Source organism: Mycobacterium sp. GA-1199 (genome assembly GCF_001500045.1).
In the GTDB taxonomy this organism is placed as follows: Bacteria; Actinomycetota; Actinomycetes; order Mycobacteriales; family Mycobacteriaceae; genus Mycobacterium.
Map to the genome: position 1 here is coordinate 39,811 of NZ_LQIX01000016.1, position 23,036 is coordinate 62,846.

A 23,036-nucleotide genomic window follows, 5' to 3' on the forward strand; every position below is an offset into this window, starting at 1 on the left:
TCGGCGCTCAACTCCACTGGGTGGCGGGGCGTTCCCGGCGCACACCATCGACGGTGACGTCGACGCGCTCGTCGAAAAAGCAGATGCGGTCGCGGACCCGTTCGCCGTCGGGCAGCGGATCGCGGTACGTCCACGCGACGTCGCGTGGCCCGTCGGGAACCGAGAAGTAGGACGCCCGGCCCTTGTACGCGCAGTAGGAGATGGTGTCGCTGCCGACGAGGCCGGCGACGACGTCCTCGCGCGGCAGGTAGTACCGCACCGGCAGATGCGTCTCGAACAGCAGCAGCGGGCGCTTGGACTCCGCGAGCAGGTGGCCGTCCGATTCGATGCGGACGTGGCGGCTGCTCGTCAGGATGTCGATGCGGTGGTACGGGTCGTGCGGATGGCTGACGATCGGCTCGTCCTCTTCGTGCCACTCGAAGGCGCCGAAGTCCAGCACCGCATAGTCGGCGAGGCCGGGATCCTCGGGTTGGAAGGCCGCTGCGGGTGCCGTCTCCTCACCGGCGATGACGTCGAACTCGGCGCCGGGACAGGAATGGGTGCCGAACGGAACCGTCGGATCGAGCACGGCGCGGTCGATGCCGGGGCGATCCGCGTCGTCGTCGCCGGATTCGGCGCCCGCGGGCACCAACTGCCCGGCGAGGTCGGTGAGCCGGACCGCGTACGTCGGCAGGATCCGGCGTGGTTCCCACACCAGCAGGGCGTCACACGTGTCGACGAGGGGTTCACCGGCCAGGGCCACGCGAATCCGCTTCGGGGTCGGTTCGTATCGCAGGGAGTCGAGGCTTCCGCGCAGTAGGTCGGCCATCCGAACGGCCATCGGGCGCCCCTTGTCTGCTGTACCTGCGAGTCATTTGCGCGGCGGGCGCAACACGTTCATCGCCAACCGCATTATCGGTGCGGGCACCCGGTCCTTGGCGTTGAGCGCGGCATCGGCGGCGCGTCCTCGCAGGGGTGTACCACGGCCGAACATCTTGTTGAACGGGCCGCCGCTGGGTTCGAGGTCGAAGTGCAGCGGAGGCTTCCCGTCGGCGGCGCCGAGCGCATTGGCGATGACGACCCGCTGAATCTCACTGGTGCCCTCAAAAATGGTGTACAACTTGGCATCCCGATACCACTTCTCGACGGGATGATCCTTGATGTAGCCCCAACCGCCCATCGTCTGGATGGCGCGCTCGGTGGCGCGGACCGCGACCTCGCTGGCCGCGAGCTTGGACATCGAGCCCTCGCCGCGTTCGAACGGGACACCGCTGGCGGCCATCCACGACGCACGCCAGGTGAGCAGGCGGGCGCCGTCGAGCGTGGTCGCCAGTTCGGCGAGCGGGAACGCGATGCCCTGGTTGTCGATGATCGGGGCGCCGAACGCCTCCCGCCGGTTGGCGTACTCCGTGGCGTATTCCAATGCGGCCCGGGCGATTCCGAGCGCCTGGGCGGCGACCATCGGCCGCGTCTGCTCGAATGTGCCGAGAGTCGCCGAGCCAGAGTGTTTGGCGCCTTCGACGGCTTCGCGCGCCTTGGCCAGCTTGTAGTCGAGCTTCTCCTGACCGCCGAGCAGGTTCTCGCCGGGGATGCGCACGCTGTTGAACTTCAACTCCGCGGTGTGCGAGGCACGGCAGCCGAGCTTGTCGAGTTTGCGGACCATTTCCAGTCCCGGGGTACCGCCGGGGACGATGAACAGCGCCTGGCCCTTGTGGCCGAGCTCCTGGTCGACGACGGCGTTGACGACGTGGACGTTGGCGATGCCGCCATTGCCGATCCACATCTTGTGTCCGTCGATGATCCAGTCGTCGCCGTCGCGGCGCGCCGTGGTGCGCAGGTTACGGACGTCGCTGCCGCCCTCGGGCTCCGAGATCGCCAGCGCCGCCAGCTTGAGGTCGCCTGGCGTGCCGAAGCATTCGGGTGCCCACTGCAGCATCTGTTCGGGCGAGGCGGCCTGACCGATCGCCGACAGTGCGAGCGCCGGCATCACCACGGCCAGGCCGATGCCCGCGCATCCCCAGAAGAGCTCCTCCATGAACATCGGCAGGGAGAGCCCGGTCGGGTCGCCGATCAGGTCGCGGTAGAACAGGGGACTGTAGAAGCCGCGGGCGGCGGCCTCCTCGAGAACCGGCCAGGGGAACTCCTGGCGCTGGTCGTAGTCAAGCGCTACGGGACGGATGCACTGCTCGGCGAATTCGTGGGTCCGTCGCGCCAGGTCATGCTGCGCCTCGGTGGGCGTCAGGTCGAAAGCCACGACAGTGAGTTAGCCGCGCTTCGGCGATCCGAAACACTTGTTCGCTGAAAATGGTCGGCCCCCGGATGCCAGGGGGTGCATCCGGGGGCCTGTCTCGTGGGGGAGCTACTTGACGTCCAGGTAGATCGTCTTGTTGATCACCCGGGTGTTGCGGTCGCCGCCGACGCCCAGGCTGTCGGTCTGGGTGTAGGTCTGACCGGGGCGCACCGCCACCACCGACGCCTTGTCCAGCGGGGCGTTGCCGATGCGGTTCACGATCACGTGGTAGCCCTGCGATTCCAGCTCGCTGATGGTCTGCTGCGCGTTTCCAGGGCCGGACGGCGCGGCCTGGGCGGGTGCGGCCAGTCCGATCAGGGCGGCGGCAAGGGCGCTAGCGACGACGGTAGCGATACCAAACTTCTTCATGTCGGAGCCTTCTTCTGTTGTTCGTTTCGTATCCGAGCCGTGGCATGTGTCGCGGTTCGTAGCTGCAGCTGATCTTGGAAACCTCGTGGTCAAAGGATTTAATTCCGGTGGCAGAAATTGATTGCCGGATGGCAGGAATCGTGCCGCGGGTCAGCCGATCCCCCATGTTCGGATGTCCGAATCGGCCCGCCGCCGACCCGTGTTGAGCGGTGGTGTGGGCGGTCGCCGAAGACTCGCGGCCAGCGACACGACCTCGAACGTATGATCGAACGGTGGGCGAGCTGAAGGGCATCGGGTACAACGGGCAACCCGTTCAGCAAGCCTTCCGGCGGGTCGATCCGCCGATCGCGGTGCTCGTCGACCTGGCCGCGGTCTTTCCCCGCGAGCCGCACGCCGTCGGCGGCTACAACCCGGCCGGCCTGCAGATGCACGCGGTGGTCGACGGGCGGCTCACGTGCTGGGGCCTGTGCGAGCAGGGCTACTGGTGGGGACTGGTCACCTACGACATCGCCTACGGCGCGCGCCGAAAACCTGTCACGCACTGGATCCCCGCATGGACGCTCAAGCCCAAGGCGGAGTAGCGGCCGCGACGATGGGCAACGCATCGATGGCCTTCGCAACCCTCCCACGATCGGTAACCCCAGCTCATGGCTACGACGCGGCCTGACCGAGCCGCCGCTGCGCCTCTCCGGGCGAGATCCGCAAGCGCCGAGCCACGTCACGCGGCGTCGCGCCGCGGTCGAGAAGCAGCCGACCGAACAGCCGTCGTTCGAGTGCCGCCACTTGGTTGTCGAGCTTGTCGAGCTGCTCGATCAGCGCGTACAGCTCGGTCCGTGTCAGACCGTCGAGCCGGAGGGTCGCAAGCTCTCGGTACAGCGACTCCAGCGTGGTGAGCACATCGGAGATTTGATTCGAACGCATGTACGAAAGGCTAGCGCGAGGGTACGACAAGCCACCCGAAGTCCTTTGCGGACTCGGCGCGCCGGCCCGGGGAATGAATCGGACCTCAGTCCGGTTAACCGAAGTATGCCTGCCATCACCGCCGATACGCTCACACTTCCCCGCATCGCCGCGGCCGGACCGTCCGACACCGACCGCCCCGTTCGGTCGATCACCACGGGCCCGCGCGGCTTCGAGGGCGAGGGTTTCCCCGTCGTCCGCGCCTTCGCCGGAGTCTCGGCCGCCGAGCTCGATCCGTTCGTTCACATGGACCAGATGGGCGAGGTGGAGTACCAACCGGGAGAGCCGCGAGGCACCGACTGGCATCCGCACCGCGGCTTCGAAACTGTCACCTACATGATCGACGGCCGATTTGCACACCAGGACTCCCACGGCGGCGGCGGGCTGATCACCGACGGCGCCACCCAGTGGATGACCGCCGGCTCGGGGATCTTGCACATCGAGACGCCACCCGCCGAACTCGTCGAGAGCGGCGGCATGTTCCACGGCATTCAGCTGTGGGTCAACCTGCCGCGCAAGGACAAGTTCGCGACGCCGAAGTACCAGGCGATCGAAGGCGGCCAGGTCACGCTGTTGTCGTCCGACGACGGCGGCGCGCTGGTGAGGGTCGTTGCCGGCGGCATCGACGGCCATGTCGGTCCAGGGGCGACGCATACTCCGATCACGTTGGCGCACAGCTCGATTCAGCCCGGAGCCCGGCTCGACCTGCCGTGGCGGCGCGACTTCAACGCGCTGGTCTATGTGTTGTCCGGGCGCGGAACGGTCGGCCCCGTCGCACACCCGATCCAGCAGGGGCAGCTGGCGGTGCTCGGCCCCGGTGACCGGGTCCGTGTGCACGCAGACCCGAGCCAGGACGCTCACCGTCCCGCCCTCGAAGTGCTGATCCTCGGCGGTCTTCCGATTCGCGAACCCGTGTTCCAGTACGGACCTTTCGTGATGAACAGCAAGTCCGAGCTGATCGAAGCACTCGAGGATTACCAGGCCGGTAAGTTCGGCCAGATCCCTCCGAACGCCCTCATGCCTCACCGCCCTTAGTCGAGGGTGCGGGGGCGGGCTTGGGGTAGAGCAGGTTCAACGCTCCGAGATGGGCGGCGACGGCCACCAACGGCAGCGCCGCTGATACCGCGAGATTGTCGTCGGTGGCCTCGGTCCGCAGCGACGTCACGAAGTCGTCACTGAGCGGCGGTGGGGAATGGACCGCACCGCCGGTGACCCTCGCACAGATCGCCTCGGCGTGGGTTTCGAGCACCTCCCTGGTCTGCGGATAAATCCCGTGCGGCGGGGGAACGACGTCGGCGATCAGTTCGGCGGCGGCGCGGAGCCTGACGGCCCGGTTTGCCGATCGCACCGCGGGCCCGCGAATATCGGTCGGCCCGCTACTCTCCGAAAGAAACTGTCGCACTGCGTCATCCACGGTCCGCGTCGCCCGCAGCGCCTGCTGGCTCAGTGCGATCACCCGATCGTTGGCCTCCTCCGACGCCCCGCGGGTCACCCGCAGGACCGCGGCGTTGAGGAACGTCGCGCCGACGGCGAACGCGTCGTCGATGGCCCGGCCCAGCCGGTTACCAACACCCCGAGGCCACAACAGGACCGACACGACCACTCCCACGAGCGCGCCGACCACGACGTCCTCGACGCGTATGAGGCCGACGCTCCAACCCGTCGGCGCGATCAAGTTGAAGATGATCAGCACCATCATCGTGAAGGCGGCCTGGCCGGCGATGAAAGACGCCACCTCCGGAACGAAGGCCGATCCGAAAGCCACCAACGGCAACAGCATCCACATGACGACCGGATCGACGCCGACGAGCTCGATGAGCCCGACGCCCAACAGAAACCCGATCGCGGTACCGGCGACGGCCCTTAGCATCCGCGTTCCGGTGGTCAGCGCGCTGCTGCGCAGTACCGACATCGCTCCGAGCACGACCCAGAATCCGTGCTCGAGGGGGAACAGGTGGGTGACGGCGACCGCCAGCGCCAACCCGAGGCCCGTGCGGATGCTGTTGCGCAACACCACCGCCCGGGTGGCGACGAACCCGCGGGTGATCGCAGCGACGGCGGTGGTCTCGGGCATCACCCAGTCCGCCGTCCCGGTCTTGGGGAGGCCACGGCCCAGCACCCGGGCCCACACGGGGCGGGCGTCGGCGGCTGCGGCATTGCGGATGATGCGGCCGGTGACCCCGACCGTCGCCGAAAACGTGCGACGCCCAAGGAGGTTGCGGCCCACGGCGATCGCGTCCGCGTCGTCAGAGGATGCGAGGATCTCGAGGATGTCCTCCCGGTAGCGGCCCTGGGCGATCTCGCGGAGTTCGGTGAGCGCGGCGTCCAGGTCGGCCGTGCGGGCGGCGCGGGTCGAGACGTCGGAGATCTGCAGTACGGCAGCCGAATCCCGCAGCACCCGGATCAGCGGGTGTTTCATATCGCCGAGGAGTCGCCCCGTGCCGTCGGTGATCCGGTCCGACAGCCAACCGAGGTCGTCGACCACCCGGACCAGGGCGCGGCTGCCCGCGGTGAGCGCGACGGGTCGGTAGTCGGCACTGAGGAACGTCTCCCACAGATGGTTCATCGCCCGGGTGACGTTCCTGGCCGGGGTGGTGCCCTGCAGACAGTCGGCCAGCCGGTCGCACACGCGGGCGGCACCGATGCGCAGCTCGTCGTGATGGCGCGGCGGCAGGAGGAACAGGGCGGCGGGCACACAGAACACGAGCGCTATGAGCCAGCCGAGCAGCCGATCGGGGATGGGCCCGGCGGGAGTACACGCGGGCAGCACGAACGTCATGAGCGTCGCGCGCTGCCCGGCGGCGATGATCTCGCTGAGCACCCCGAAGAACGTCACCACCACGCCGAGGACGAACATCGCCGCGACGCTGAGCCACGGATGCGGTGCCACCAGGGTGCCGAGCGTGATCAGGACGGCGCCGTTGAAGGCCAGCCCGAGGTAGGCCAGCGCGCGTGCCGGCCGGTTTCCCGGGAAGTCGACCAGGATCAGCAGCGCGACCGAACCGAAGATCGTGATCATCGGCGTCTGGGTCCCACCGCCGACCGCAAAGCTCACCGCGGCCGCGATCGGCAGCACGATGGCAGCCCGGAGCGCACGGCGCAGCGCGTCGAGTTCGGGATCGCGCCGTCGCAGACGGTCCTCCGCGTGGCGCCACACCGGGGCGACGACTTCAGTGAGCGACAACCCCGCTGCCCGCGCTAATCGACGTCGGGGACCGACGCGAACCGACCGTCGTGCAGGGCTTCACGCAATTCGCCGGAGATCCACCGCAACCCCTCCGGGTCGCGCGGCAACGTCGTCTGCTCGTAACCGACGAAGACATAGACCGCGCATTCGGCGAACAGCTGCGCCTGCCTCTTGTGCTGCAGGATTTCGAACGCCGACTCATACAAGATGTCGAAGCGCTGCTGGTCGACCGCGACCTGCACCTCGTGCACATGCGGGTCCAGCCTGCTCCACACCCGGATGGCGGCCTCGGCACTATGAGGAAGATCCAGACCGGTCTGGAACAGGGCCTCGATGCGGCGGCGCGGGTCTGGCTCGTTGCGCACCGCTTCGATCACCCGCACGGTGCGCTCCTGCGTCCAGTGCGCGAGCAGCTCCCTGGTGTAGGCGGGCCAGTTCGGGAAGTAGTGGTAGAACGACCCGGTCGTCACGCCGAGGCGTTGACAGACCTCCGCGAGCTTCAGACCGCCGTATCCCAGATCGGACAGGATCTCGATACCCACGTCGAAGTAACCGTCCCGCGATACGACGCTCCCCATTACCTGGACATTAGTTCTAAGTCGGGCCGATTCTCTACGTCGAATTTCCCGGCCGCGAAAGCCCGCAATTTGCTGATAAAGGCAGGTCGGAACCCCCGGGAAAGCTGACGCCTGAAGGGCCAAGTGACGTGTGGCACAATTTGACCGTGCCGCATACGGCGAGTAGAGGTCCGGGTCGTCCCCCCGCAGCGAAGGCTGCCGAGACGCGTGAGCGCATCATAGGAGCCGCGCGCGAGGTTTTCAGCGAACTCGGATACGACGCCGCGACCTTCCAGGCGATCGCGATTCGCGCGGATCTGACCCGCCCCGCGATCAACCACTATTTCGCCAATAAGCAGGTTTTATGGCGCGAAGTCGTGCAGCAGACCAACGCCGCGATAGTCAGCGCGGGTAAAGCGCGCGCACAAAACGAAAACAATCTGCTCGCCAGATTGTCGGCCTACTTCACCGCAGCGATGCAGGCGGACTCCGAAGATCGTTCGGCCGCAGCATTTTTGGTGACATCGGTGCTGGAGGCGCAGCGCCATCCGGAACTCAGCGACGAGGAGCACGACTCGCTCAAGCACTCGCGCGAGTTCGTCGCCTGGGCGGTCAACGACGCGATCGCGCGCGGCGAGCTCGCCACCGACACCGAGGTCGACTCGCTCGTCGAGATGCTGGTCGCGGTGATGTGGGGGATGGGTTTCTACGCCGGATTCGTCGGCAGCCACGACGAGCTCAAAGCGGTGGTCCGCCAATTCGAGCTGCTGATGTCCAACAACCTGTGGCGTCTGCAGTCCTGACGTCGCGGTGACCTACCCCACTGCTCGATAGCCTGCCTAAGTTCTTCGGTTACCATGGCCTGCGATGAGTTCGCTGCGCACTGAGGACGACACCTGGGACATCGCCACCAGCGTGGGCACCACCGCGGTGATGGTGGCATCCGCGCGGGCCGCCGAGACCGACCGAGACGACGCGCTGATCCGCGATCCGTTCGCCAAAGTGCTGGTCGCCGGTGCCGGTGGTGGCGTCTGGGACATCATGCTCGACCCGCAGACCCGCGTGAAGGTCGCCGAGGCGGATGAAGACGTCGCGGCGATCTTCGAGCACATGGGCAATTACCAGGCCGTGCGGACGCACTTTTTCGACGCGTACTTCATCGATGCCGTCGAGGCGGGTATCCGGCAGGTCGTCATCCTGGCGTCGGGGCTCGACTCCCGCGCGTACCGCCTGCAGTGGCCGGCGGGTACCACGGTGTACGAGATCGACCAGCCCAAGGTGCTCGAGTACAAGGCGGCCCGGTTGGCCGAGGAAGGTGCATTGCCGACCGCCAAGCGCGTCGCGGTGGCCGTCGACCTGCGACAGGACTGGCCGGCCGCGCTGCACCAGGCCGGTCTTGACCCCGACGCCCCGACCGCGTGGTTGGCCGAGGGCCTGCTGATGTACCTGCCCGCCGATGCCCAGGACCGGCTCTTCGAGCAGATCACCGCGCTCAGCGCGCCCGGTAGCCGCGTCTCGGTGGAGACGGTCGGGGTGCAGGCCGAGGAGCGGCGCGAGCAGATGCGGGAACGTTTCGAACGGGTCCGGGCGCAGCTCGGCATGGAGGAATCCGTCGACGTCGCGGAGCTGATGTACAACGACCCCGACCGTGCGGATGTCTCCGAGTGGCTCGATGCGCACGGCTGGCGGTCGACCGCGGTGACCTCGCAGCAGGAGATGCGTCGGCTGGACCGCTGGGTGCTACCCGAGGAACACACGAACGACGACGGGTTCTCCGAGTTCGTCATCGCGTACAAGGTCTGATCTACCGCGCATCGGGCACCGAACCTCGCGCGAGCGACCGCGTTTGTACGCTGATTCGCGGCGTGTCGAGGGACGAACACGGTCGCTCGCCCGCTTTGCGCGGGGTCCAGGTACATGGAGTGAGAGAGGCCTTCTGGGCGGCCCAACCGGTTGGTTAGGATCGGGGCATTCCTCGGGTCAGGAAGGACTCCCCATGACCACCGATATCGCCACGTCGACACAAGCCACCGAAGACATCCCCAGCATCGTGCGCCGCCTGCGCGAGACCTTCAAGACCGGGCGCACGAGGGACATCGAGTGGCGCATACGGCAGCTCAAGGCGATCGAACGCCTCGCCGTCGAGAACGAGGAGGCCATCGCCGCCGCGCTCGAACAGGATCTGGGGCGCAACCGCTTCGAGGCGTGGCTGGCCGACATCGCGAGCACCGCGGGTGAGGCCAAGGACGCCGCGAAGAACGTCAAGAAGTGGACCAAGCGCCGGTACCGACTGCTGGAGATGTCGCAGCTGCCCGGCCGCGGCTGGGTCGAGTACGAGCCGTTCGGCACGGTGCTGGTCATCGGCGCGTGGAACTTCCCGTTCGTGCTGACGCTCGGCCCGGCGATCGGGGCGATCGCGGCGGGCAACACCGTGGTCCTCAAGCCCTCGGAGGTCTGTCCGGCGTCGTCGGCGCTGATGGCCGAACTGGTGCCGCGCTACCTCGACTCCGACGCGATCGCGGTGGTCGAAGGCGACGGCTCCGTCAGCCAGGAGCTCATCGCGCAGGGGTTCGACCACATCTGCTTCACCGGCGGCACCGAGATCGGCCGCAAGGTCTACGAGGGCGCCGCACCGCATCTGACGCCGGTCACGCTCGAACTCGGCGGCAAGAGCCCGGTGATCGTCTCCGCCGATGCCGACATCGATGTCGCGGCCAAGCGCATCGCGTGGACGAAGCTGATCAACTCCGGGCAGATCTGCATCGCGCCCGATTACGTGCTGGCCGACGCGAAGATCCGCGACAAGCTGGTCGACAAGATCAAAGAGGCGGTGACGACGTTCGAGTCGGAGAACCCCGACGGCAAGCGCATCGTCAACGAGCGGCACTTCGGGCGGCTGACCGACGCGTTGGCCGCGACCAAGGGTGAGGTGGTCGTCGGCGGTGGTTCGGACGCGTCGAAGATCAGCATCCAGCCGACCGTCGTCGTCGATCCCGACCCGGCGGAACCGTTGATGACCGACGAGATCTTCGGCCCGATCCTGCCCGTCGTGACGGTCCAATCACTGGACGACGCAATCAGTTTCGTCAATTCGCGGCCGAAGCCGCTGGCGGCCTACCTGTTCACCAAGACCAAGAGCATCAGGGAACGGGTGATCAAGGAGGTGCCCGCGGGCGGGATGGTGGTCAACCACCTGTTGTTCCACTTCGCCACCAACAAGCTGCCGTTCGGTGGCGTCGGGCCCTCGGGCATGGGCGCCTACCACGGCAAGTACGGCTTCGAGCAGTTCAGTCACAAGAAGACCGTGATGACCAAGCCGACCCGACCCGATGTCGGCGCGTTCATCTATCCCCCGTATACAGAGAAGGCGCTGAAGCTCGCCAAACGCCTGTTCTAGCGGTTCCGGTGGCGCCCGGCGCATCTGATCCGAAACCGCAGAATGTTCAGAAAGGAACCCCATGCCAGGAGTGCAGGATCGCGTCGTCGTCGTCACCGGGGCCGGAGGTGGGCTCGGGCGCGAATACGCGTTGACGCTCGCCAAGGAGGGCGCCAGCGTCGTCGTCAACGACCTCGGCGGTGCCCGTGACGGCACCGGTGCCGGCCACAACATGGCCGACCAGGTCGTCGCGGAGATCAAGGACGCCGGTGGCCGGGCCGTGGCCAACTACGACTCGGTCGCCGAGCCCGAGGGCGCCGAGAACATCATCAAGACCGCTCTCGACGAGTTCGGCAAGATCGACGGCGTGGTTTCCAACGCGGGCATTCTGCGCGACGGCACGTTCCACAAGATGGAGTTCGCCAACTGGGACGCGGTGCTCAAAGTCCATCTGTACGGCGGCTACAACGTGATCCGCGCGGCCTGGCCGCATTTCCGGGAGAACAGCTTCGGGCGCATCGTCGTGGCCACCTCGACCAGCGGCCTGTTCGGCAACTTCGGCCAGGCCAACTACGGCGCCGCGAAGCTCGGCCTCGTCGGCCTGATCAACACGTTGGCCCAGGAGGGCGCGAAGTACAACATCAAGGCCAACGCCGTCGCCCCGATCGCGGCGACCCGGATGACGCAGGACATCCTGCCGCCGGAGGTGTTCGAGAAGCTGACGCCGGAATACGTTGCGCCGGTGGTGGCCTACCTGATGACCGAGGAACTGCCCGACACCGCCTCGGTGTTCATCGTCGGTGGAGGCAAGGTTCAGCGCACCGCGTTGTTCCAGAACGAGGGCATCACCTTCTCCGAGGTTCCCTCTGTCGACGACATCGCCGCGAAGTGGGGCGAGATCACCGACCTGTCGGCGGCTCAGCGGGCGACCTTCAGCCTCGGCTGAGTTCGATGAAAGCGCTTGTCGCGCAGGAACTCACCGGGCCCTCCGGGCTGGTCTACACCGATGTCGAGGATGTCGGCGGCGAGGACGTCGTTGTCGTCGACGTCGGTGCGGCCGGGGTCAGCTTCCCCGACCTGTTGCTGCTGCGCGGCGAATACCAGCTGCGGCTCGAGCCACCGTTCGTGCCCGGCATGGAGGTCGCCGGGGTGGTGCGCTCGGCGCCGTACGAGTCCGAATACAAGCCCGGGCAACGGGTGACGGCGCTGTCCATGCTCGGCGGGTGGGCCGAGCAGGTGGCGGTGTCGCCCGACAGCCTGACGCCCACCCCGGACGGCCTCGATGACGCGCAAGCCGTTGCGCTGCTGGGTAACTACCAGACGATGTACTTCGCGCTGGCCAAGCGCGGTGCGCTGCGCCCAGGTGAGACGGTGCTGGTGCTCGGATCGGCAGGCGGCATCGGGGTGGCCGGCATCCAGATCGCGAAGGCGTTGGGCGCCAGGGTGATCGCGTTGGTGCACCGCCCGCACGCGAGAGAGTTCGTCGAGTCGCTGGGTGCGGACGTCGTGCTGCCGTTGACCGACGGATGGTTGAAGGCGGTCAAGGAGGCGACGGACGGCCGTGGCGTCGATCTGGTGGTCGACCCGATCGGCGGTGACGCGTTCGACGATGCGATCCGCGCGCTCGCCGTGGAGGGCCGGCTGCTGGTGATCGGCTTTGCCGCGGGCGGTATTCCGACGGTGAAGGTGAACCGGCTGCTGCTGCGCAACGTCGCGGTGATCGGTGTGGGCTACGGCGAGTACGTGAACCGCAAGCCCGGTTCGCAGTCGGTGTTCGAGTTCGGCGTGGCACAACTCGTCGAGGCCGGTCTTCGCCCGCCGCCGCCCATGCGCTATCCGCTGTCGAAGGGCGCCGACGCGTTGCAGGCGCTCGCCGACGGCGGGGTGCTGGGCAAGGTCGTGCTGGAGCCCTAGTGGCGCCGCGCGCGTTGGCGTTCGACACGTTCGGCACGGTGGTCGACTGGCGTTCGAGCATCATCCGAGAGCTCGAGGAGTTCGGCGCAGCCCATGGCGTCCAACGGGACTGGGCCGCCTTAGCCGACGAGTGGCGGGCAGGCTATCCGCCCGCCATGGACCGGGTGCGCCGCGGTGAGCTGCCGTGGACCAAGATCGACGGTTTGCACCGCATGATCCTCGTCGAGCTGCTCGACGCAGCGGGCATCGAGGGCGTCGACGCCGCCGCCGTCGACCACCTCAACCGGGCCTGGCACCGCCTGGACCCGTGGCCCGACGCGGTCGAGGGTCTCACCCGTTTGAAGGCCCGCTACCTCATCACGACGCTGTCCAACGGCAACGTCTCGCTGCTGGCGAACATGGCCAGCGGGCGGGACTGCCGTGGGACTGCGTGATCTCCGCCGAGCTGTTCCGCCACTACAAACCCGATCCCGAGGCCTACCTCGGATGCGCCGAACTGCTCGACGTCGCGCCCGCTGAGCTGATGCTGGTGGCCGCGCACGCCAGCGATCTGCGCGGCGCGAAGCGGGCAGGCCTGATGACCGCCTACGTCGACCGGCCGCTGGAATACGGAGCGGGCCGACGCCGCCCGTCGAAGATCGAGAACGGGGAGTTCGACGTCATGGCAGCCGATTTCGTCGATCTGGCGGACCAGCTCGGGGCGTAGCGCGGTGGTGATTTGTGAGTGAAAACGCTCGGACAGCGAACGGAATCACTCACAAGTCGCGGGGGTAGCGTGGAAGCGTGACCGATCCGTCGACATCATCGCTGCCGCCCGCGCTGCGTCGAGCGGTCGAGCTGTTCTCCGATCCGCCGACGCGTCTGGATCTCCGCGACGGCTACCTGGACCTGCTCGACGACGCGGCATCGCCGAACCAGGCTCCGCCCGAGAACAAGGGTCTGATCCAGACCGTGTGGGCCTCGGGTCCCGGGTCGATGTTCTACGACTACGCGCAGGGCCTCGCCCGCAGATTCGTGGGCGCATGGCAGTTGCCGATCGAGTGGCTCGACATCCCGAAGGGCGGTGTCGCGCTCGACATCGGAAGCGGGCCGGGCAACGTGACCGCCTCGCTGGCCCACGCGGCGGGACCCGAGGGGCTGGCGCTGGGCATCGACATCTCCAGACCGATGCTGGCGCGGGCCGTCAGCGCACAGGCCGGGCCCAATGTCGGGTTCCTGCGCGCGGACGCGCAGCGGCTGCCGTTCCGCGACGAGAGCTTCGACGCGGTGACGTCGCTGGCGGTGGTGCAACTCATCCCGGAGCCGTCCTCGGCGGTGTCCGAGATGCACCGCGTGCTGCGGCCCGGCGGCCGGATCGCGGTCATGGTGCCCACGGTCGGCAACGTGCCCCCGCCGTTGCGCTGGTTGTCGCGGGGCGGGGCGCGCTTCTTCGCCGAAGACGAACTGGGCGACCTGTTCGAACAACGCGGATTCGAGCGCGTGCGCACCAAGACCATCGGCAACATCCAGTGGGTGCGGGCGCAGCACCCGTAAATTCGACGCATGAGCGCCGGTGGGATCGTGCTTGTCGCGTTGGCCATCGCGGTCGGCATCGTCGGCATCGTGGTGCCGCTGCTTCCCGGCACGCTGCTGGTCTTCGGGGCGATCGCGGTGTGGGCAGTCGTCGAGAAAGAGACCACCGCGTGGGTGACGTTGGCCGTGGCGACGGTGCTGCTCGGCGCCGCGGCCCTGATCAAGTACACGTGGCCGGTGCGGCGGATGCGCGAGGCCGATGTGCGCACCCCGAGCCTGCTGGCTGGCGGGGTGCTCGGCGTGATCGGCTTCTTCGTGATCCCCGTTCTGGGGCTGGCGATCGGCTTCGTGCTGGGTATCTATCTCGCCGAACTCACCAACCGCCACGACCGGCGCGCGGCGTGGACATCGACGAAGCACGCGCTCAAGGGCGTTGCCCTGTCGGTCGGCGTAGAAATGGCCGGCGCGCTGCTCGCCACCGTCGTTTGGGTCATCGGGGTGTACGTGACGCAGTAGCTTGCAGGCATGGCCAAGCTGCGTTTCGGATACTTCATCGCACCGTTCCACCGCGCCGGCACCAACCCGACGCTCGCGCTGCAGCGCGACCTCGAGCTCATCGAGCACCTCGACGCGCTGGGCTTCGACGAGGCGTGGATCGGCGAACACCATTCGGCGGGAAGCGAGATCATCAGCTCACCCGAGGTGTTCATTGCGGCGGCCGCGCAGCGCGCCAAGCGGATCCGGTTTGGTACCGGGGTCATCTCGCTGGCGTACCACAACCCGCTGTGGGCGGCCGACCGGCTGATGCTGCTCGACCACCTCACCCACGGTCGCGTCATCGGCGGCATGGGGCCCGGCTCGCTGCCCACCGACTCGGCGATGATCGGCCTGACGCCCACCGACACCCGCGAACTACTGGAGACCAACCTCGACATCGTCGTGCGGTTGCTCAAGGGTGAAACGGTCTCGGCCAAGACGGCCACCCACGAACTCCACGACGCCAGGCTGCAACTGGCGCCCTATGCGGAGGACGGCATCCCGCTCGCCGTCGCCGCGGTGGCCTCGCCGACCGGTGCGCGGCTGGCCGGCAAGCACGGGATCGGGCTGCTGTCGATCGGGGCGACGCTCGTCGTCGAGGGATTCGACGCCCTCGCGCATCACTGGGGAATCGCCGAGGAACGTGCGGCCGCGTTCGGCACGACGGTCGATCGCCGCAACTGGTCGCTGGTGTGCCCCATGCACATCGCCGAAACCGAGGAGCAGGCGCGCGCCGACGTCCGCTTCGGCATCGAGCACTGGTACCGCTACTTCCAGAAGGTCGCGGCATTCCCGCAGATGGAGGTGCCCGGTGAGAACATCGACGAGGTCGTCGACATCATCAACGGCGCAGGCGCCGGCGTCATCGGAACGCCGGAACAGGCGCGCGCCCAAGTGCAGCGGCTGTGGGACCAGTCCGGCGGCTTCGGGTGCATGCTGCAGATGGGCCATGAATGGGCCAACCCGGCAGCCACCAAGCGCTCGGCGGAGTTGTTCGCCGCCGAGGTCATACCGCACTTTCAGGGTCAAGCCCAGCCGACGTTGGACGCCGCGGCGCGCGCCCGCGATGTACGCCAGGAGCTCGCCCAGACGCAGCTGTCCGCGATCGAGCACATGAATCAGAAGTACGAGGCCGAAAAAGGCGGAGGGTGACGGCGTTTCAGCCGAGCAGGACGGCGCGCAGGCGCACGACCTCGTCGTCGGTGACGCCGGCGGCTTCCAGGTAGCCCCGCACCGAGCCGTAGTTCTCGACGATCGAACGTCGCGCGGTCTCGAGGTAGTCCTCGCGCACGCCGAGCACCTCCTCGGTGAGCCGCGCCTCGGCGAAGGTGACGATCTCGTCGGTGGTGTCCTCGGACCGGTTGCGGATGGACTCGAGGATGCTTTCGCGCAGCTGTGACACCGCCTCGTTGCTGCGAAGGAAGTCGGCCACGATGGCGTCGCGCTCCACACCGACCGCCTCGAGCACCGTCGCGACAGTGAAGCCCGTGCGGTCCTTACCCGCGAAGCAGTGCGCGATGACCGGGCGTTGTCCGGCGAGCATCGAAATCACCTGGCGCACGGCCAAGTGCGCACCGGGCAGCGTGGGGAACTTCTGGTACTCCTCGGTCATGAACCGCCCCGCGGCCACCGCCACGTCCTCGTCATCGGGTTTCTCGGTCATCATGCGCTGGAAGCTCTGCTCATGCGGGGCCTCCGCGCCGGGCTTGGCCAGCTCGTGAAACGGCAGCCGGTGTATCGCGACGCCGTCGGGCACCCGTCCCGGCCCTCGCCGCTCGACCTCACGATCCGAGCGCAGATCGGCGACATCGGTGATGTTCAAGCGGCGCAACAGCTCCCGGCCCGCCTCGTCCAGACCGCTCAGCTCGCTCGACCGGAAGAACTGCCCGGGTCTGATACCGGTCTCCTCGGCGATGTCGCGGAAGTTCCACGCCCCTGACAGGGCGTCGGGGTTGCCCGCCACCTACCGAGCCCCGCCCGTCGCCGCGGGGCCCAATTGGCGGCTCGCCGCCGTCGCGAAAGCGCTTTTCTCCCTGCCGAGTTCCGCGCGGGCGATGGTCCGCATGTGCACCTCGTCCGGGCCGTCGAACAGCCGCATCGCACGGTGCCAGGCGTACAGCCGCGCCAACGGCACGTCGTCGCAGATTCCCATGCCTCCGTGCACCTGGATGGCGCGGTCGATGACGTCGCACGCCATCTGCGGGGCGACCGCCTTGATCTGAGCGACCAGGACCTGCGCGTCCTTGCTCTTGTTGCCCTGCTGGTCGATGGTCCACGCCGCCTTGTGGCACAACAGGCGGGCCTGGTCGATCTGGTTGCGCGACTTGGCGATCGACTCGCGCACCACACCCTGCTCGGACAGCGGCTTGCCGAACGCCACTCGCTTCTGCACGCGGTCGATCATCAGCGCCAGCGCCCGCTCGGCGGCACCGATCGCGCGCATGCAGTGGTGGATGCGGCCGGGGCCGAGGCGGGCCTGGGCGATCGCGAACCCGCTGCCCTCCTCGTGGAGCAGGTTCTCGGCGGGCACCCGCGCGTTGTCGAAGACGATCTCGCAATGCCCGTGCTGATCCTGCCAGCCGAACACCGGCAGCGAACGCTGGATGTCGACACCCGGGGTGTCGGTGGGCACCAGAATCATCGACTGCTGCTGGTGGCTGGCCGCATCCGGATTGGTCCGGCCCATCACGATCAGGATCTTGCAGCGCGGATCAGCCGCGCCGGTGATCCACCACTTGCGACCGTTGATGACGTAGTCGTCCCCGTCGCGCAGCATCGTGGTCTCGATGTTGCGGGCATCGCTGGAGGCGACCGCGGGTTCGGTCATCGCGAAGGCGCTGCGGATCTCGCCGGCCAGCAGCGGTTCGAGCCACTGCTTGCGCTGCTGCTCATTGGCGAACAGGTGCAGCGTCTCCATGTTGCCGGTGTCGGGGGCCGCGCAGTTGGTGACCTCGGGCGCGATCTCCATGCTCCACCCGGTCAGCTCGGCCAGCTGCGCGTACTCGAGGTTGGTCAGACCGGACTCGGCGGGCAAAAACAGGTTCCACAGCCCGCGTTCCTTGGCGAGCTTCTTGAGCTCCTCGACGATCGGTGGGACGGTGTGGTCCTTCGGACCCGCCTCTTCGCGGTAGCGGTGGTACTCGGCTTCGGCGGGGAAGACGAATTCCGTCATGAAATCGCCCAGGCGCTGGTGGTAGTCGAAGGCCTTGGCCGACATCGCGAAGTCCATGCCCGCCACGATATGTCACCTCCTCAGACGGGTTTGTGCTGCGTCGGGCTTTGCCCGGACTCCCACTTGGCCTCCAGGCTGCGGGTCACCCGGGCGCCCGCGGCGTGTTCGAGCTGAAACGTCGTACCGTCGTCGAGTTCGTAGGTGATGACGACAGTGCCGTCGTTGACGTCCTTGTGCACGACCTTGCAGGGGATGGTTTCAGCGCCGCGGTCGACGAGGACGATGTCGCCGGGCGTGACGTCCTCGATGCGGTCGTTCTCGGAGATGTTCGACATCCATCGACCGTAGCAACGCCGTGGGCCCGGCGGTGCTCGCGCTCTTCGACGCCCCGTCCCGCTGGGCCTCGAAATACGCTGACAGCGAACGCATTTCAAATAGCAGCACTGTGGCCACAATCACGTTCGTTTAGCTTGCCTTCGCATCGAGAAATGCCGAGGATCGGTTACGTAATCTGGACTGAATCCAAACTAAGCGATAAGGATGGTGCTCGCGATGGCATTGTTGACAATCGGTGACCAGTTCCCTCGGTACGACATGGCGGCGGTGGTCGGCGGTGACCTCTCTGAGGTCGATGCCAAGCAGCCCGACGACTATTTCACCCGCGTGACCAGCGAGGACCACGAGGGCAAGTGGCGGATCGTCTTCTTCTGGCCGAAGGACTTCACGTTCGTGTGCCCGACGGAGATCGCCATGTTCGGCAAGCTCAACGACGATTTCGAGGACCGCGATGCGAAGGTCATCGGCGTGTCGGTCGACAACGAGTTCGTCCACTTCCAGTGGCGCGCCCAGCACGAGGACCTCAAGAAGCTGCCGTTCCCGATGGCTTCGGACCTCAAGCGCGAGCTTTCGCTGGCGACCGGCGTGCTCAACGCCGACGGTGTGGCCGACCGGGCGACGTTCATCATCGACCCGAACAACGAGATCCAGTTCGTGTCGGTGACCGCCGGTTCCGTCGGTCGCAACGTCGACGAGGTGCTGCGGGTGCTCGACGCGCTGCAGTCCGACGAGCTGTGCGCCTGCAACTGGAAGAAGGGCGATCCCACGATCAAGCCGGCCGAGCTGCTGGCAGAGGCGGTGTGACCATGAGCATCGACAACATCAAGGAAGCGCTTCCGGAGTACGCCAAGGATCTGAAGCTGAACTTCGGCAGCATCGTCAAGACCACTGAGCTGTCCGAGGAGCAGCTGTGGGGCGCCCTGGTGGCGACCGCCGCGGCGACCAAGAACGAGCGGCTCCTGCGCGAGATCGCCGAGGACGCCCTGGACATCCTCAGCCAGGAGGCCTACAACGCCGCTCTCGGCGCGGCCGCGATCATGGGGATGAACAACGTCTTCTACCGCACCAAGGCCCAGCTCGACGGCGCCTATGACGACCTGCGGGCCGGGCTGCGGATGAACATCATCGGCAATCCCGGTGTCGCCAAGGAGGATTTCGAGCTGTGGTCGCTGGCGGTGTCGGCGATCAACGGATGCGGCCACTGTGTCGCCGCGCACGAGAAGACCCTGCGCGATGCTGACGTGTCGCGCACGGTGATCTTCGAGGCGATCCGGTTGGCCTCGATCGTTTCCGGCGTCGGCCAGGCGTTGCAGACCGCCGAGGTGCTGACCTCCGTCTGAGGCGAACACAGGAAAGCGGGGGCACCGACTCGGTGCCCCCGCTTCCGTGTCCACCTAGCGGTGATAGGACGGCTGCTCAAACTCGATGTGATCGATGCGGTGGCCGTGCGTTCCCGACTGAACCGACGGAGCGTGGACGCTGGGTGTCGCGACGATGCCCGGCCGCGGGGTGTTGTCGGGGGTGTAGGTACCGGCGCTGGCGGCTCCCGCGAAACCGAGTGCCCCGGCGAGGATTCCGGCCGCGAAAGCCGGCAGCGCGACGAAACGGGCGAGGCGGTGATGTGTGTTGGTGGTCATTGGTGATTTCTCCTCTGGTTCTTGACTTTTGGCTTGGTCCACCGGGTTGCTCCGGCGATGACTCAAGATTCCTGCAACACGGACTTGCTGTATGTCGGGCGAACGGCGGTCGAACCAGATGAATCGCGTGTCCCCCAAATGGGGGAAGCGAACGCGCCGCTGTGCCAAGCTGACACCCGTGGTGAGCGGCACGACCGGTGAGAAGGTCCGGGTGGTGGTGGGCGACGACCATCCGATGTTTCGCGACGGGGTGGTCCGCGCGCTGGTCTCGAGCGGGCAGATCGACGTCGTCGCTGAGGCCGACGACGGGGTGGCCGCGCTCGCCGCCATCCGCGAGCACAACCCGCAGGTGGCGCTGCTGGACTACCGGATGCCGGGCATGGACGGGGCGGAGGTCTCGGCCGCGGTCATACGGGACGAGCTGCCCACCCGGGTGCTGTTGATCTCCGCGCATGATGAGTCCGCGATCGTCTACCAGGCACTGCAGAACGGGGCGGCGGGGTTCCTGCCCAAGGAGTCCACTCGATCAGAGCTCGTCAGCGCGGTGCTCGATTGCGCCAAGGGCCGAGATGTCGTCGCGCCGAGCCTGGCCGCCGGCCTGGCCGGTGAGATCCGCAAGCGCTCCGAACCCAGCGGGCCGACGCTGAGCCCGAGGGAACGCGAGGTTCTCAGGCTGATCGCGTCGGGGACCAGCATCCCGGCGATGGCCAAGCAGTTGTTCCTCGCGCCGTCGACGGTGAAGACCCATGTGCAGCGGCTCTACGAGAAGCTCGGGGTCAACGACCGCGGCGCCGCCGTCGCCGAGGCGATGCGCCGCAAGCTGCTGGACTGACCCCGCCGTGGTGGACCGGATAGCGAGCTTCTTTGCCGCGGAACCCGTGCGCGTTTCGGCGGTGCTGCGGCTGCCGCTGCTCGGGCTGATCGGCGTGCTGGTGGTGATCTGGGATGTCGACCACTGGCTGCCGGAGCTGTATGCGGCGGTGCTCGGGATATGGGCGGTCGCGGCCGTGGTCTGGCTTGTCGCGGTGCTGCGCGGACCGGTGCCGTGGTGGGGAGGCTGGGCGTCCACCGGCGTCGACGTCCTGATGATCCTGGTGCTGTGCCTGGTGTCGGGTGGCGCCACCGCCGCGCTGCTCCCGGTCTTCTTCCTCCTGCCCATCGCGGTGGCGTTCCAGGACCGGCCGCTGTTGACCGCGCTGCTCGGAATCGGCACGGCGACGGCCTATCTCGGTGCGTGGGTGGTGTATTCGAAACGCGACGACACGGTCGGGTTGCCGGACGTCGTCTACACCCATTTCGGCTTCCTGCTGTGGGGGTCGATGGCAATGACCGCGCTGTGCGTGGTGCTGGTCCGTCGCCAGGCCCGGGTGGCAAAGCTCCAAGCGGTACGGCGCCAACTCGTTTCCGAGGCGATGCAAGCCGACGAGCGCCACAACCGGGAGGTTGCCGAGAATCTGCACGACGGTCCGCTGCAGACGCTCCTCGCGGCGCGTCTCGATCTCGACGAACTCCAGGAGAACAACGACGATCCCGCGCTGGAGGCGGTCCGCGACGCGTTACAGCAGACCGCGGCGGCGCTGCGCTCGACGGTGACCCAACTGCACCCTCAGGTGCTGGCGCAACTGGGTCTCACCCCGGCGGTGCGAGAGTTGTTGCGGCAGTTCGAATCCCGCGGCCACTATGAGATCGATGCGGATCTCGACGACGTAGGCAAGCCCGAATCGCAGCAGTTGCTCTATCGGGCGGCCCGTGAACTGCTCGCCAACATCCACAAGCACGCCGACGCGACAACGGTGCGGGTCGGGCTGGCGCGTCGAGGGGGCCGGGTCGTGCTGACGGTCTCCGACGACGGCAAGGGATTCGACCCGGCGATCGTCGAGCAGTACGTCGCCGACGGTCATATCGGCCTGGGCTCACTGCTGGCCCGGTTCGACGCGATGGGCGGGTCGCTGCAGGTGAATTCGCAGGAGGGCTACGGCACGCAGGTCACGGTCACCTCGCCGCCCGAACCACCCGTCGACTAAGCGGTGAGCCCGCGGGCGATGACCAGGCGCTGAATCTGGTTGGTGCCCTCGAAGATCTGGGTGATCTTGGCTTCGCGCATGTAGCGCTCGACGCGGTAGTCGCGGGTGTAGCCGGCACCGCCGAAGACCTGCACCGCGTCGGTGGTCACCTTCATCGCGGCGTCGGTGGCGATCAGCTTGGCGACGCTGGCCTGCTGCGAGTACGGACGCCCTTGATCGCGCCGCCGCGCCGCATCGACGTAGGTCGCCCGTGCGCTGGCGACCGCGGCGGCCATGTCGGCCAACAGGAACCCGAGGCCCTGATGGTCGATGATCTTGCGCCCGAACGTCGTTCGCTCGTTGGCGTAGGCGACGGCCTCGTCGAGCGCGGCCTGGGCCAGCCCGGTGGCGACCGCGGCGATGCCCAACCGCCCGGAATCCAGTGCGGAGAACGCGATCTGCAGGCCTTGGCCCTCGGCCCCGATCAGCCGTTCAGAGTCGATGTGGGCGTCGGAGTAGAACGCCGACGTGGTCGGGATCGCGTGCAGCCCCATCTTCTCCTCGGGTTTGCCGAAGCTGAGCCCGGGCAGGTCACCGGGAACCAGGAAGCACGAAATGCCCTTCGAACCTTCGCCCGTCCGCGCGAACAACGTGTAGAAGTCGGCACGCCCGCCGTGGGTGATCCACGATTTGGAGCCGTTGAGGACGTACCCGTCTGCCGTTTTGGTGGCCGCGCAGCGCAGTGCCGCCGCGTCCGAGCCGGCCTGCGGCTCCGACAGGCTGTAGGCGCCGATCTGCTCACCCGACAGCATGCCGGGCAGCCAGCGACGCTTCTGCGCGTCGGTGCCGAACATCAGCAGGGGATGTGACGACAGGCTGTGCACGCTGACGGCCACCGCGACGGCCGCCCAGCGTGCCGCCAGTTCCTCGAGCACCTGCAGATAGACCTCGTACGGCTGTCCGCCACCACCCCACTCCTCGGACTGAGGCAGGCTCAGCAGACCGGCCGCGCCCAGCTGCGCCATCACGCCCTCGGGATAGCGCTCGGCCTTCTCGTGATCGTCGACGATCGGGTCGAGCACCTTGTCGGCGATGTCGCGGGTCAGCGCGATCAGTTCTTCGGCGTCCGGTGTGGGCAGCAGCCGGTCGACAGCCATTCGATGGCCTCCTGGTTGTGCGGGTCGACACAACCATAGGCGGGCCCGTT

Annotated in this window: 25 protein-coding genes and 1 pseudogene; 15 read left to right on the forward strand and 11 right to left on the reverse strand. The window is 67.4% G+C overall.

The features are described from left to right. Positions 1–7: 7 nt before the first annotated feature. The 3 genes from AU198_RS13000 to AU198_RS13010 form a co-directional block, all read right to left on the reverse strand. Positions 8–820, reverse strand: a complete 813-nt coding sequence (locus tag AU198_RS13000) for a DUF427 domain-containing protein (protein WP_064348557.1) — start codon at positions 818–820, stop codon at positions 8–10. A 30-nt stretch (positions 821–850) separates the two neighbouring features. Beyond that, a complete protein-coding gene (locus AU198_RS13005) occupies positions 851–2,233 on the reverse strand; it encodes an acyl-CoA dehydrogenase family protein (RefSeq protein ID WP_064348558.1) in 1,383 nt (460 codons plus the stop codon). 105 nt (positions 2,234–2,338) lie between these two features. After that, entirely contained in the window at positions 2,339–2,638 is a 300-nt protein-coding gene (locus AU198_RS13010) for a hypothetical protein (RefSeq protein ID WP_064348559.1), read from the reverse strand. Positions 2,639–2,910: 272 nt separating this feature from the next. Here AU198_RS13010 and AU198_RS13015 point away from each other — a divergent pair, with 272 nt between their 5' ends. Continuing rightward, positions 2,911–3,219: a hypothetical protein gene (locus tag AU198_RS13015; protein ID WP_064348560.1), complete on the forward strand. Its 309-nt coding sequence runs from the start codon at positions 2,911–2,913 to the stop codon at positions 3,217–3,219. 70 nt (positions 3,220–3,289) lie between these two features. On the opposite strand, the gene AU198_RS13020 is transcribed toward AU198_RS13015, so the two are convergent. Then, entirely contained in the window at positions 3,290–3,559 is a 270-nt protein-coding gene (locus AU198_RS13020) for a hypothetical protein (RefSeq protein WP_064348561.1), read from the reverse strand. Between the two features lie 105 nt (positions 3,560–3,664). On the opposite strand from AU198_RS13020, the gene AU198_RS13025 reads away from it, so the two are divergent. Beyond that, a complete protein-coding gene (locus tag AU198_RS13025; protein WP_064348562.1) occupies positions 3,665–4,633 on the forward strand; it encodes a pirin family protein in 969 nt (322 codons plus the stop codon). Here the strand turns inward: AU198_RS13025 and AU198_RS13030 are convergent. Continuing rightward, complete coding sequence (locus AU198_RS13030; RefSeq protein ID WP_064348563.1) at positions 4,614–6,782, reverse strand: FUSC family protein; 2,169 nt, start codon at positions 6,780–6,782, stop codon at positions 4,614–4,616. The genes AU198_RS13025 and AU198_RS13030 overlap by 20 nt on opposite strands. A 14-nt stretch (positions 6,783–6,796) precedes the next feature. Further along, the gene (locus AU198_RS13035) at positions 6,797–7,363 is read right to left on the reverse strand and encodes a TetR/AcrR family transcriptional regulator (RefSeq protein WP_064348564.1); all 567 of its coding nucleotides are present in this window, start codon (positions 7,361–7,363) and stop codon (positions 6,797–6,799) included. A 146-nt stretch (positions 7,364–7,509) separates the two neighbouring features. On the opposite strand from AU198_RS13035, the gene AU198_RS13040 reads away from it, so the two are divergent. From AU198_RS13040 to AU198_RS13080, 9 genes and pseudogenes are all read left to right on the forward strand, one after another. Beyond that, positions 7,510–8,145: a TetR/AcrR family transcriptional regulator gene (locus AU198_RS13040; RefSeq protein WP_064348600.1), complete on the forward strand. Its 636-nt coding sequence runs from the start codon at positions 7,510–7,512 to the stop codon at positions 8,143–8,145. A gap of 64 nt (positions 8,146–8,209) precedes the next feature. Next, complete coding sequence (locus AU198_RS13045) at positions 8,210–9,145, forward strand: class I SAM-dependent methyltransferase (RefSeq protein WP_064348565.1); 936 nt, start codon at positions 8,210–8,212, stop codon at positions 9,143–9,145. A 193-nt stretch (positions 9,146–9,338) separates the two neighbouring features. Continuing rightward, positions 9,339–10,739, forward strand: a complete 1,401-nt coding sequence (locus tag AU198_RS13050) for an aldehyde dehydrogenase family protein (RefSeq protein ID WP_064348566.1) — start codon at positions 9,339–9,341, stop codon at positions 10,737–10,739. A gap of 61 nt (positions 10,740–10,800) precedes the next feature. Beyond that, entirely contained in the window at positions 10,801–11,664 is an 864-nt protein-coding gene (locus AU198_RS13055; protein WP_064348567.1) for an SDR family NAD(P)-dependent oxidoreductase, read from the forward strand. A 5-nt stretch (positions 11,665–11,669) separates the two neighbouring features. Further along, positions 11,670–12,632, forward strand: coding sequence for an NADPH:quinone oxidoreductase family protein (locus AU198_RS13060; protein WP_064348568.1), 963 nt, complete (start codon positions 11,670–11,672; stop codon positions 12,630–12,632). Continuing rightward, positions 12,632–13,338: pseudogene (locus AU198_RS13065) on the forward strand (haloacid dehalogenase type II). Before AU198_RS13060 ends, AU198_RS13065 begins: the two are co-directional and overlap by 1 nt. Before the next feature lie 77 nt (positions 13,339–13,415). Continuing rightward, on the forward strand, positions 13,416–14,165 hold the full coding sequence (locus AU198_RS13070) for a methyltransferase domain-containing protein (RefSeq protein WP_064348569.1): 750 nt from the start codon (positions 13,416–13,418) through the stop codon (positions 14,163–14,165). 9 nt (positions 14,166–14,174) lie between these two features. Continuing rightward, positions 14,175–14,660 carry a DUF456 domain-containing protein gene (locus tag AU198_RS13075; protein ID WP_064348570.1) on the forward strand — a complete coding sequence of 162 codons (486 nt, stop codon included), beginning with the start codon at positions 14,175–14,177 and terminating at the stop codon, positions 14,658–14,660. A gap of 9 nt (positions 14,661–14,669) precedes the next feature. Beyond that, complete coding sequence (locus tag AU198_RS13080) at positions 14,670–15,833, forward strand: LLM class flavin-dependent oxidoreductase (RefSeq protein ID WP_064348571.1); 1,164 nt, start codon at positions 14,670–14,672, stop codon at positions 15,831–15,833. Between the two features lie 7 nt (positions 15,834–15,840). Here the strand turns inward: AU198_RS13080 and AU198_RS13085 are convergent, their stop codons facing one another. Genes AU198_RS13085 through AU198_RS13095 form a run of 3 tightly spaced genes read right to left on the reverse strand, consistent with a single transcriptional unit; the run spans position 15,841 to position 18,188 of the window. Then, the gene (locus tag AU198_RS13085) at positions 15,841–16,644 is read right to left on the reverse strand and encodes a tyrosine-protein phosphatase (protein ID WP_064348572.1); all 804 of its coding nucleotides are present in this window, start codon (positions 16,642–16,644) and stop codon (positions 15,841–15,843) included. Next, positions 16,645–17,898 (reverse strand): acyl-CoA dehydrogenase family protein, encoded by a 1,254-nt coding sequence (locus AU198_RS13090; RefSeq protein ID WP_197416108.1) that lies wholly within the window; start codon positions 17,896–17,898, stop codon positions 16,645–16,647. A 35-nt stretch (positions 17,899–17,933) separates the two neighbouring features. Further along, on the reverse strand, positions 17,934–18,188 hold the full coding sequence (locus tag AU198_RS13095; RefSeq protein ID WP_064348573.1) for a hypothetical protein: 255 nt from the start codon (positions 18,186–18,188) through the stop codon (positions 17,934–17,936). Positions 18,189–18,405: 217 nt separating this feature from the next. On the opposite strand from AU198_RS13095, the gene AU198_RS13100 reads away from it, so the two are divergent. Beyond that, positions 18,406–18,993, forward strand: a complete 588-nt coding sequence (locus AU198_RS13100; RefSeq protein WP_064348602.1) for a peroxiredoxin — start codon at positions 18,406–18,408, stop codon at positions 18,991–18,993. Positions 18,994–18,995: 2 nt separating this feature from the next. Beyond that, positions 18,996–19,529 carry an alkyl hydroperoxide reductase AhpD gene (gene ahpD / locus AU198_RS13105; RefSeq protein WP_064348574.1) on the forward strand — a complete coding sequence of 178 codons (534 nt, stop codon included), beginning with the start codon at positions 18,996–18,998 and terminating at the stop codon, positions 19,527–19,529. Positions 19,530–19,583: 54 nt separating this feature from the next. On the opposite strand, the gene AU198_RS13110 is transcribed toward ahpD, so the two are convergent. Further along, positions 19,584–19,826, reverse strand: a complete 243-nt coding sequence (locus AU198_RS13110; RefSeq protein ID WP_064348575.1) for a hypothetical protein — start codon at positions 19,824–19,826, stop codon at positions 19,584–19,586. A 181-nt stretch (positions 19,827–20,007) separates the two neighbouring features. Between AU198_RS13110 and AU198_RS13115 the strand changes: the two genes are divergently transcribed. Further along, on the forward strand, positions 20,008–20,658 hold the full coding sequence (locus tag AU198_RS13115) for a response regulator (RefSeq protein ID WP_502689287.1): 651 nt from the start codon (positions 20,008–20,010) through the stop codon (positions 20,656–20,658). A gap of 7 nt (positions 20,659–20,665) precedes the next feature. Next, the gene (locus AU198_RS13120; protein WP_064348576.1) at positions 20,666–21,850 is read left to right on the forward strand and encodes a sensor histidine kinase; all 1,185 of its coding nucleotides are present in this window, start codon (positions 20,666–20,668) and stop codon (positions 21,848–21,850) included. Here AU198_RS13120 and AU198_RS13125 read toward each other — a convergent pair. Continuing rightward, positions 21,847–22,986 carry an acyl-CoA dehydrogenase family protein gene (locus tag AU198_RS13125; protein WP_064348577.1) on the reverse strand — a complete coding sequence of 380 codons (1,140 nt, stop codon included), beginning with the start codon at positions 22,984–22,986 and terminating at the stop codon, positions 21,847–21,849. The genes AU198_RS13120 and AU198_RS13125 overlap by 4 nt on opposite strands. Between the last annotated feature and the right edge of the window lie 50 nt (positions 22,987–23,036).

Excerpts from the sequence above, each read along its gene's own strand:
- AU198_RS13000 (WP_064348557.1), bottom strand. The coding sequence starts at position 820 with ATGGCCGTTCGGATGGCCGACCTACTGCGCGGAAGCCTCGACTCCCTG.
- AU198_RS13010 (WP_064348559.1), bottom strand. The coding sequence starts at position 2,638 with ATGAAGAAGTTTGGTATCGCTACCGTCGTCGCTAGCGCCCTTGCCGCC.
- AU198_RS13020 (WP_064348561.1), bottom strand. The coding sequence starts at position 3,559 with ATGCGTTCGAATCAAATCTCCGATGTGCTCACCACGCTGGAGTCGCTG.
- AU198_RS13025 (WP_064348562.1), top strand. The coding sequence starts at position 3,665 with ATGCCTGCCATCACCGCCGATACGCTCACACTTCCCCGCATCGCCGCG.
- AU198_RS13035 (WP_064348564.1), bottom strand. The coding sequence starts at position 7,363 with ATGGGGAGCGTCGTATCGCGGGACGGTTACTTCGACGTGGGTATCGAG.
- AU198_RS13045 (WP_064348565.1), top strand. The coding sequence starts at position 8,210 with ATGAGTTCGCTGCGCACTGAGGACGACACCTGGGACATCGCCACCAGC.
- AU198_RS13050 (WP_064348566.1), top strand. The coding sequence starts at position 9,339 with ATGACCACCGATATCGCCACGTCGACACAAGCCACCGAAGACATCCCC.
- AU198_RS13055 (WP_064348567.1), top strand. The coding sequence starts at position 10,801 with ATGCCAGGAGTGCAGGATCGCGTCGTCGTCGTCACCGGGGCCGGAGGT.
- AU198_RS13060 (WP_064348568.1), top strand. The coding sequence starts at position 11,670 with ATGAAAGCGCTTGTCGCGCAGGAACTCACCGGGCCCTCCGGGCTGGTC.
- AU198_RS13075 (WP_064348570.1), top strand. The coding sequence starts at position 14,175 with ATGAGCGCCGGTGGGATCGTGCTTGTCGCGTTGGCCATCGCGGTCGGC.
- AU198_RS13080 (WP_064348571.1), top strand. The coding sequence starts at position 14,670 with ATGGCCAAGCTGCGTTTCGGATACTTCATCGCACCGTTCCACCGCGCC.
- AU198_RS13090 (WP_197416108.1), bottom strand. The coding sequence starts at position 17,898 with ATGTCGGCCAAGGCCTTCGACTACCACCAGCGCCTGGGCGATTTCATG.
- AU198_RS13095 (WP_064348573.1), bottom strand. The coding sequence starts at position 18,188 with ATGTCGAACATCTCCGAGAACGACCGCATCGAGGACGTCACGCCCGGC.
- AU198_RS13100 (WP_064348602.1), top strand. The coding sequence starts at position 18,406 with ATGGCATTGTTGACAATCGGTGACCAGTTCCCTCGGTACGACATGGCG.
- ahpD (WP_064348574.1), top strand. The coding sequence starts at position 18,996 with ATGAGCATCGACAACATCAAGGAAGCGCTTCCGGAGTACGCCAAGGAT.
- AU198_RS13110 (WP_064348575.1), bottom strand. The coding sequence starts at position 19,826 with ATGACCACCAACACACATCACCGCCTCGCCCGTTTCGTCGCGCTGCCG.
- AU198_RS13125 (WP_064348577.1), bottom strand. The coding sequence starts at position 22,986 with ATGGCTGTCGACCGGCTGCTGCCCACACCGGACGCCGAAGAACTGATC.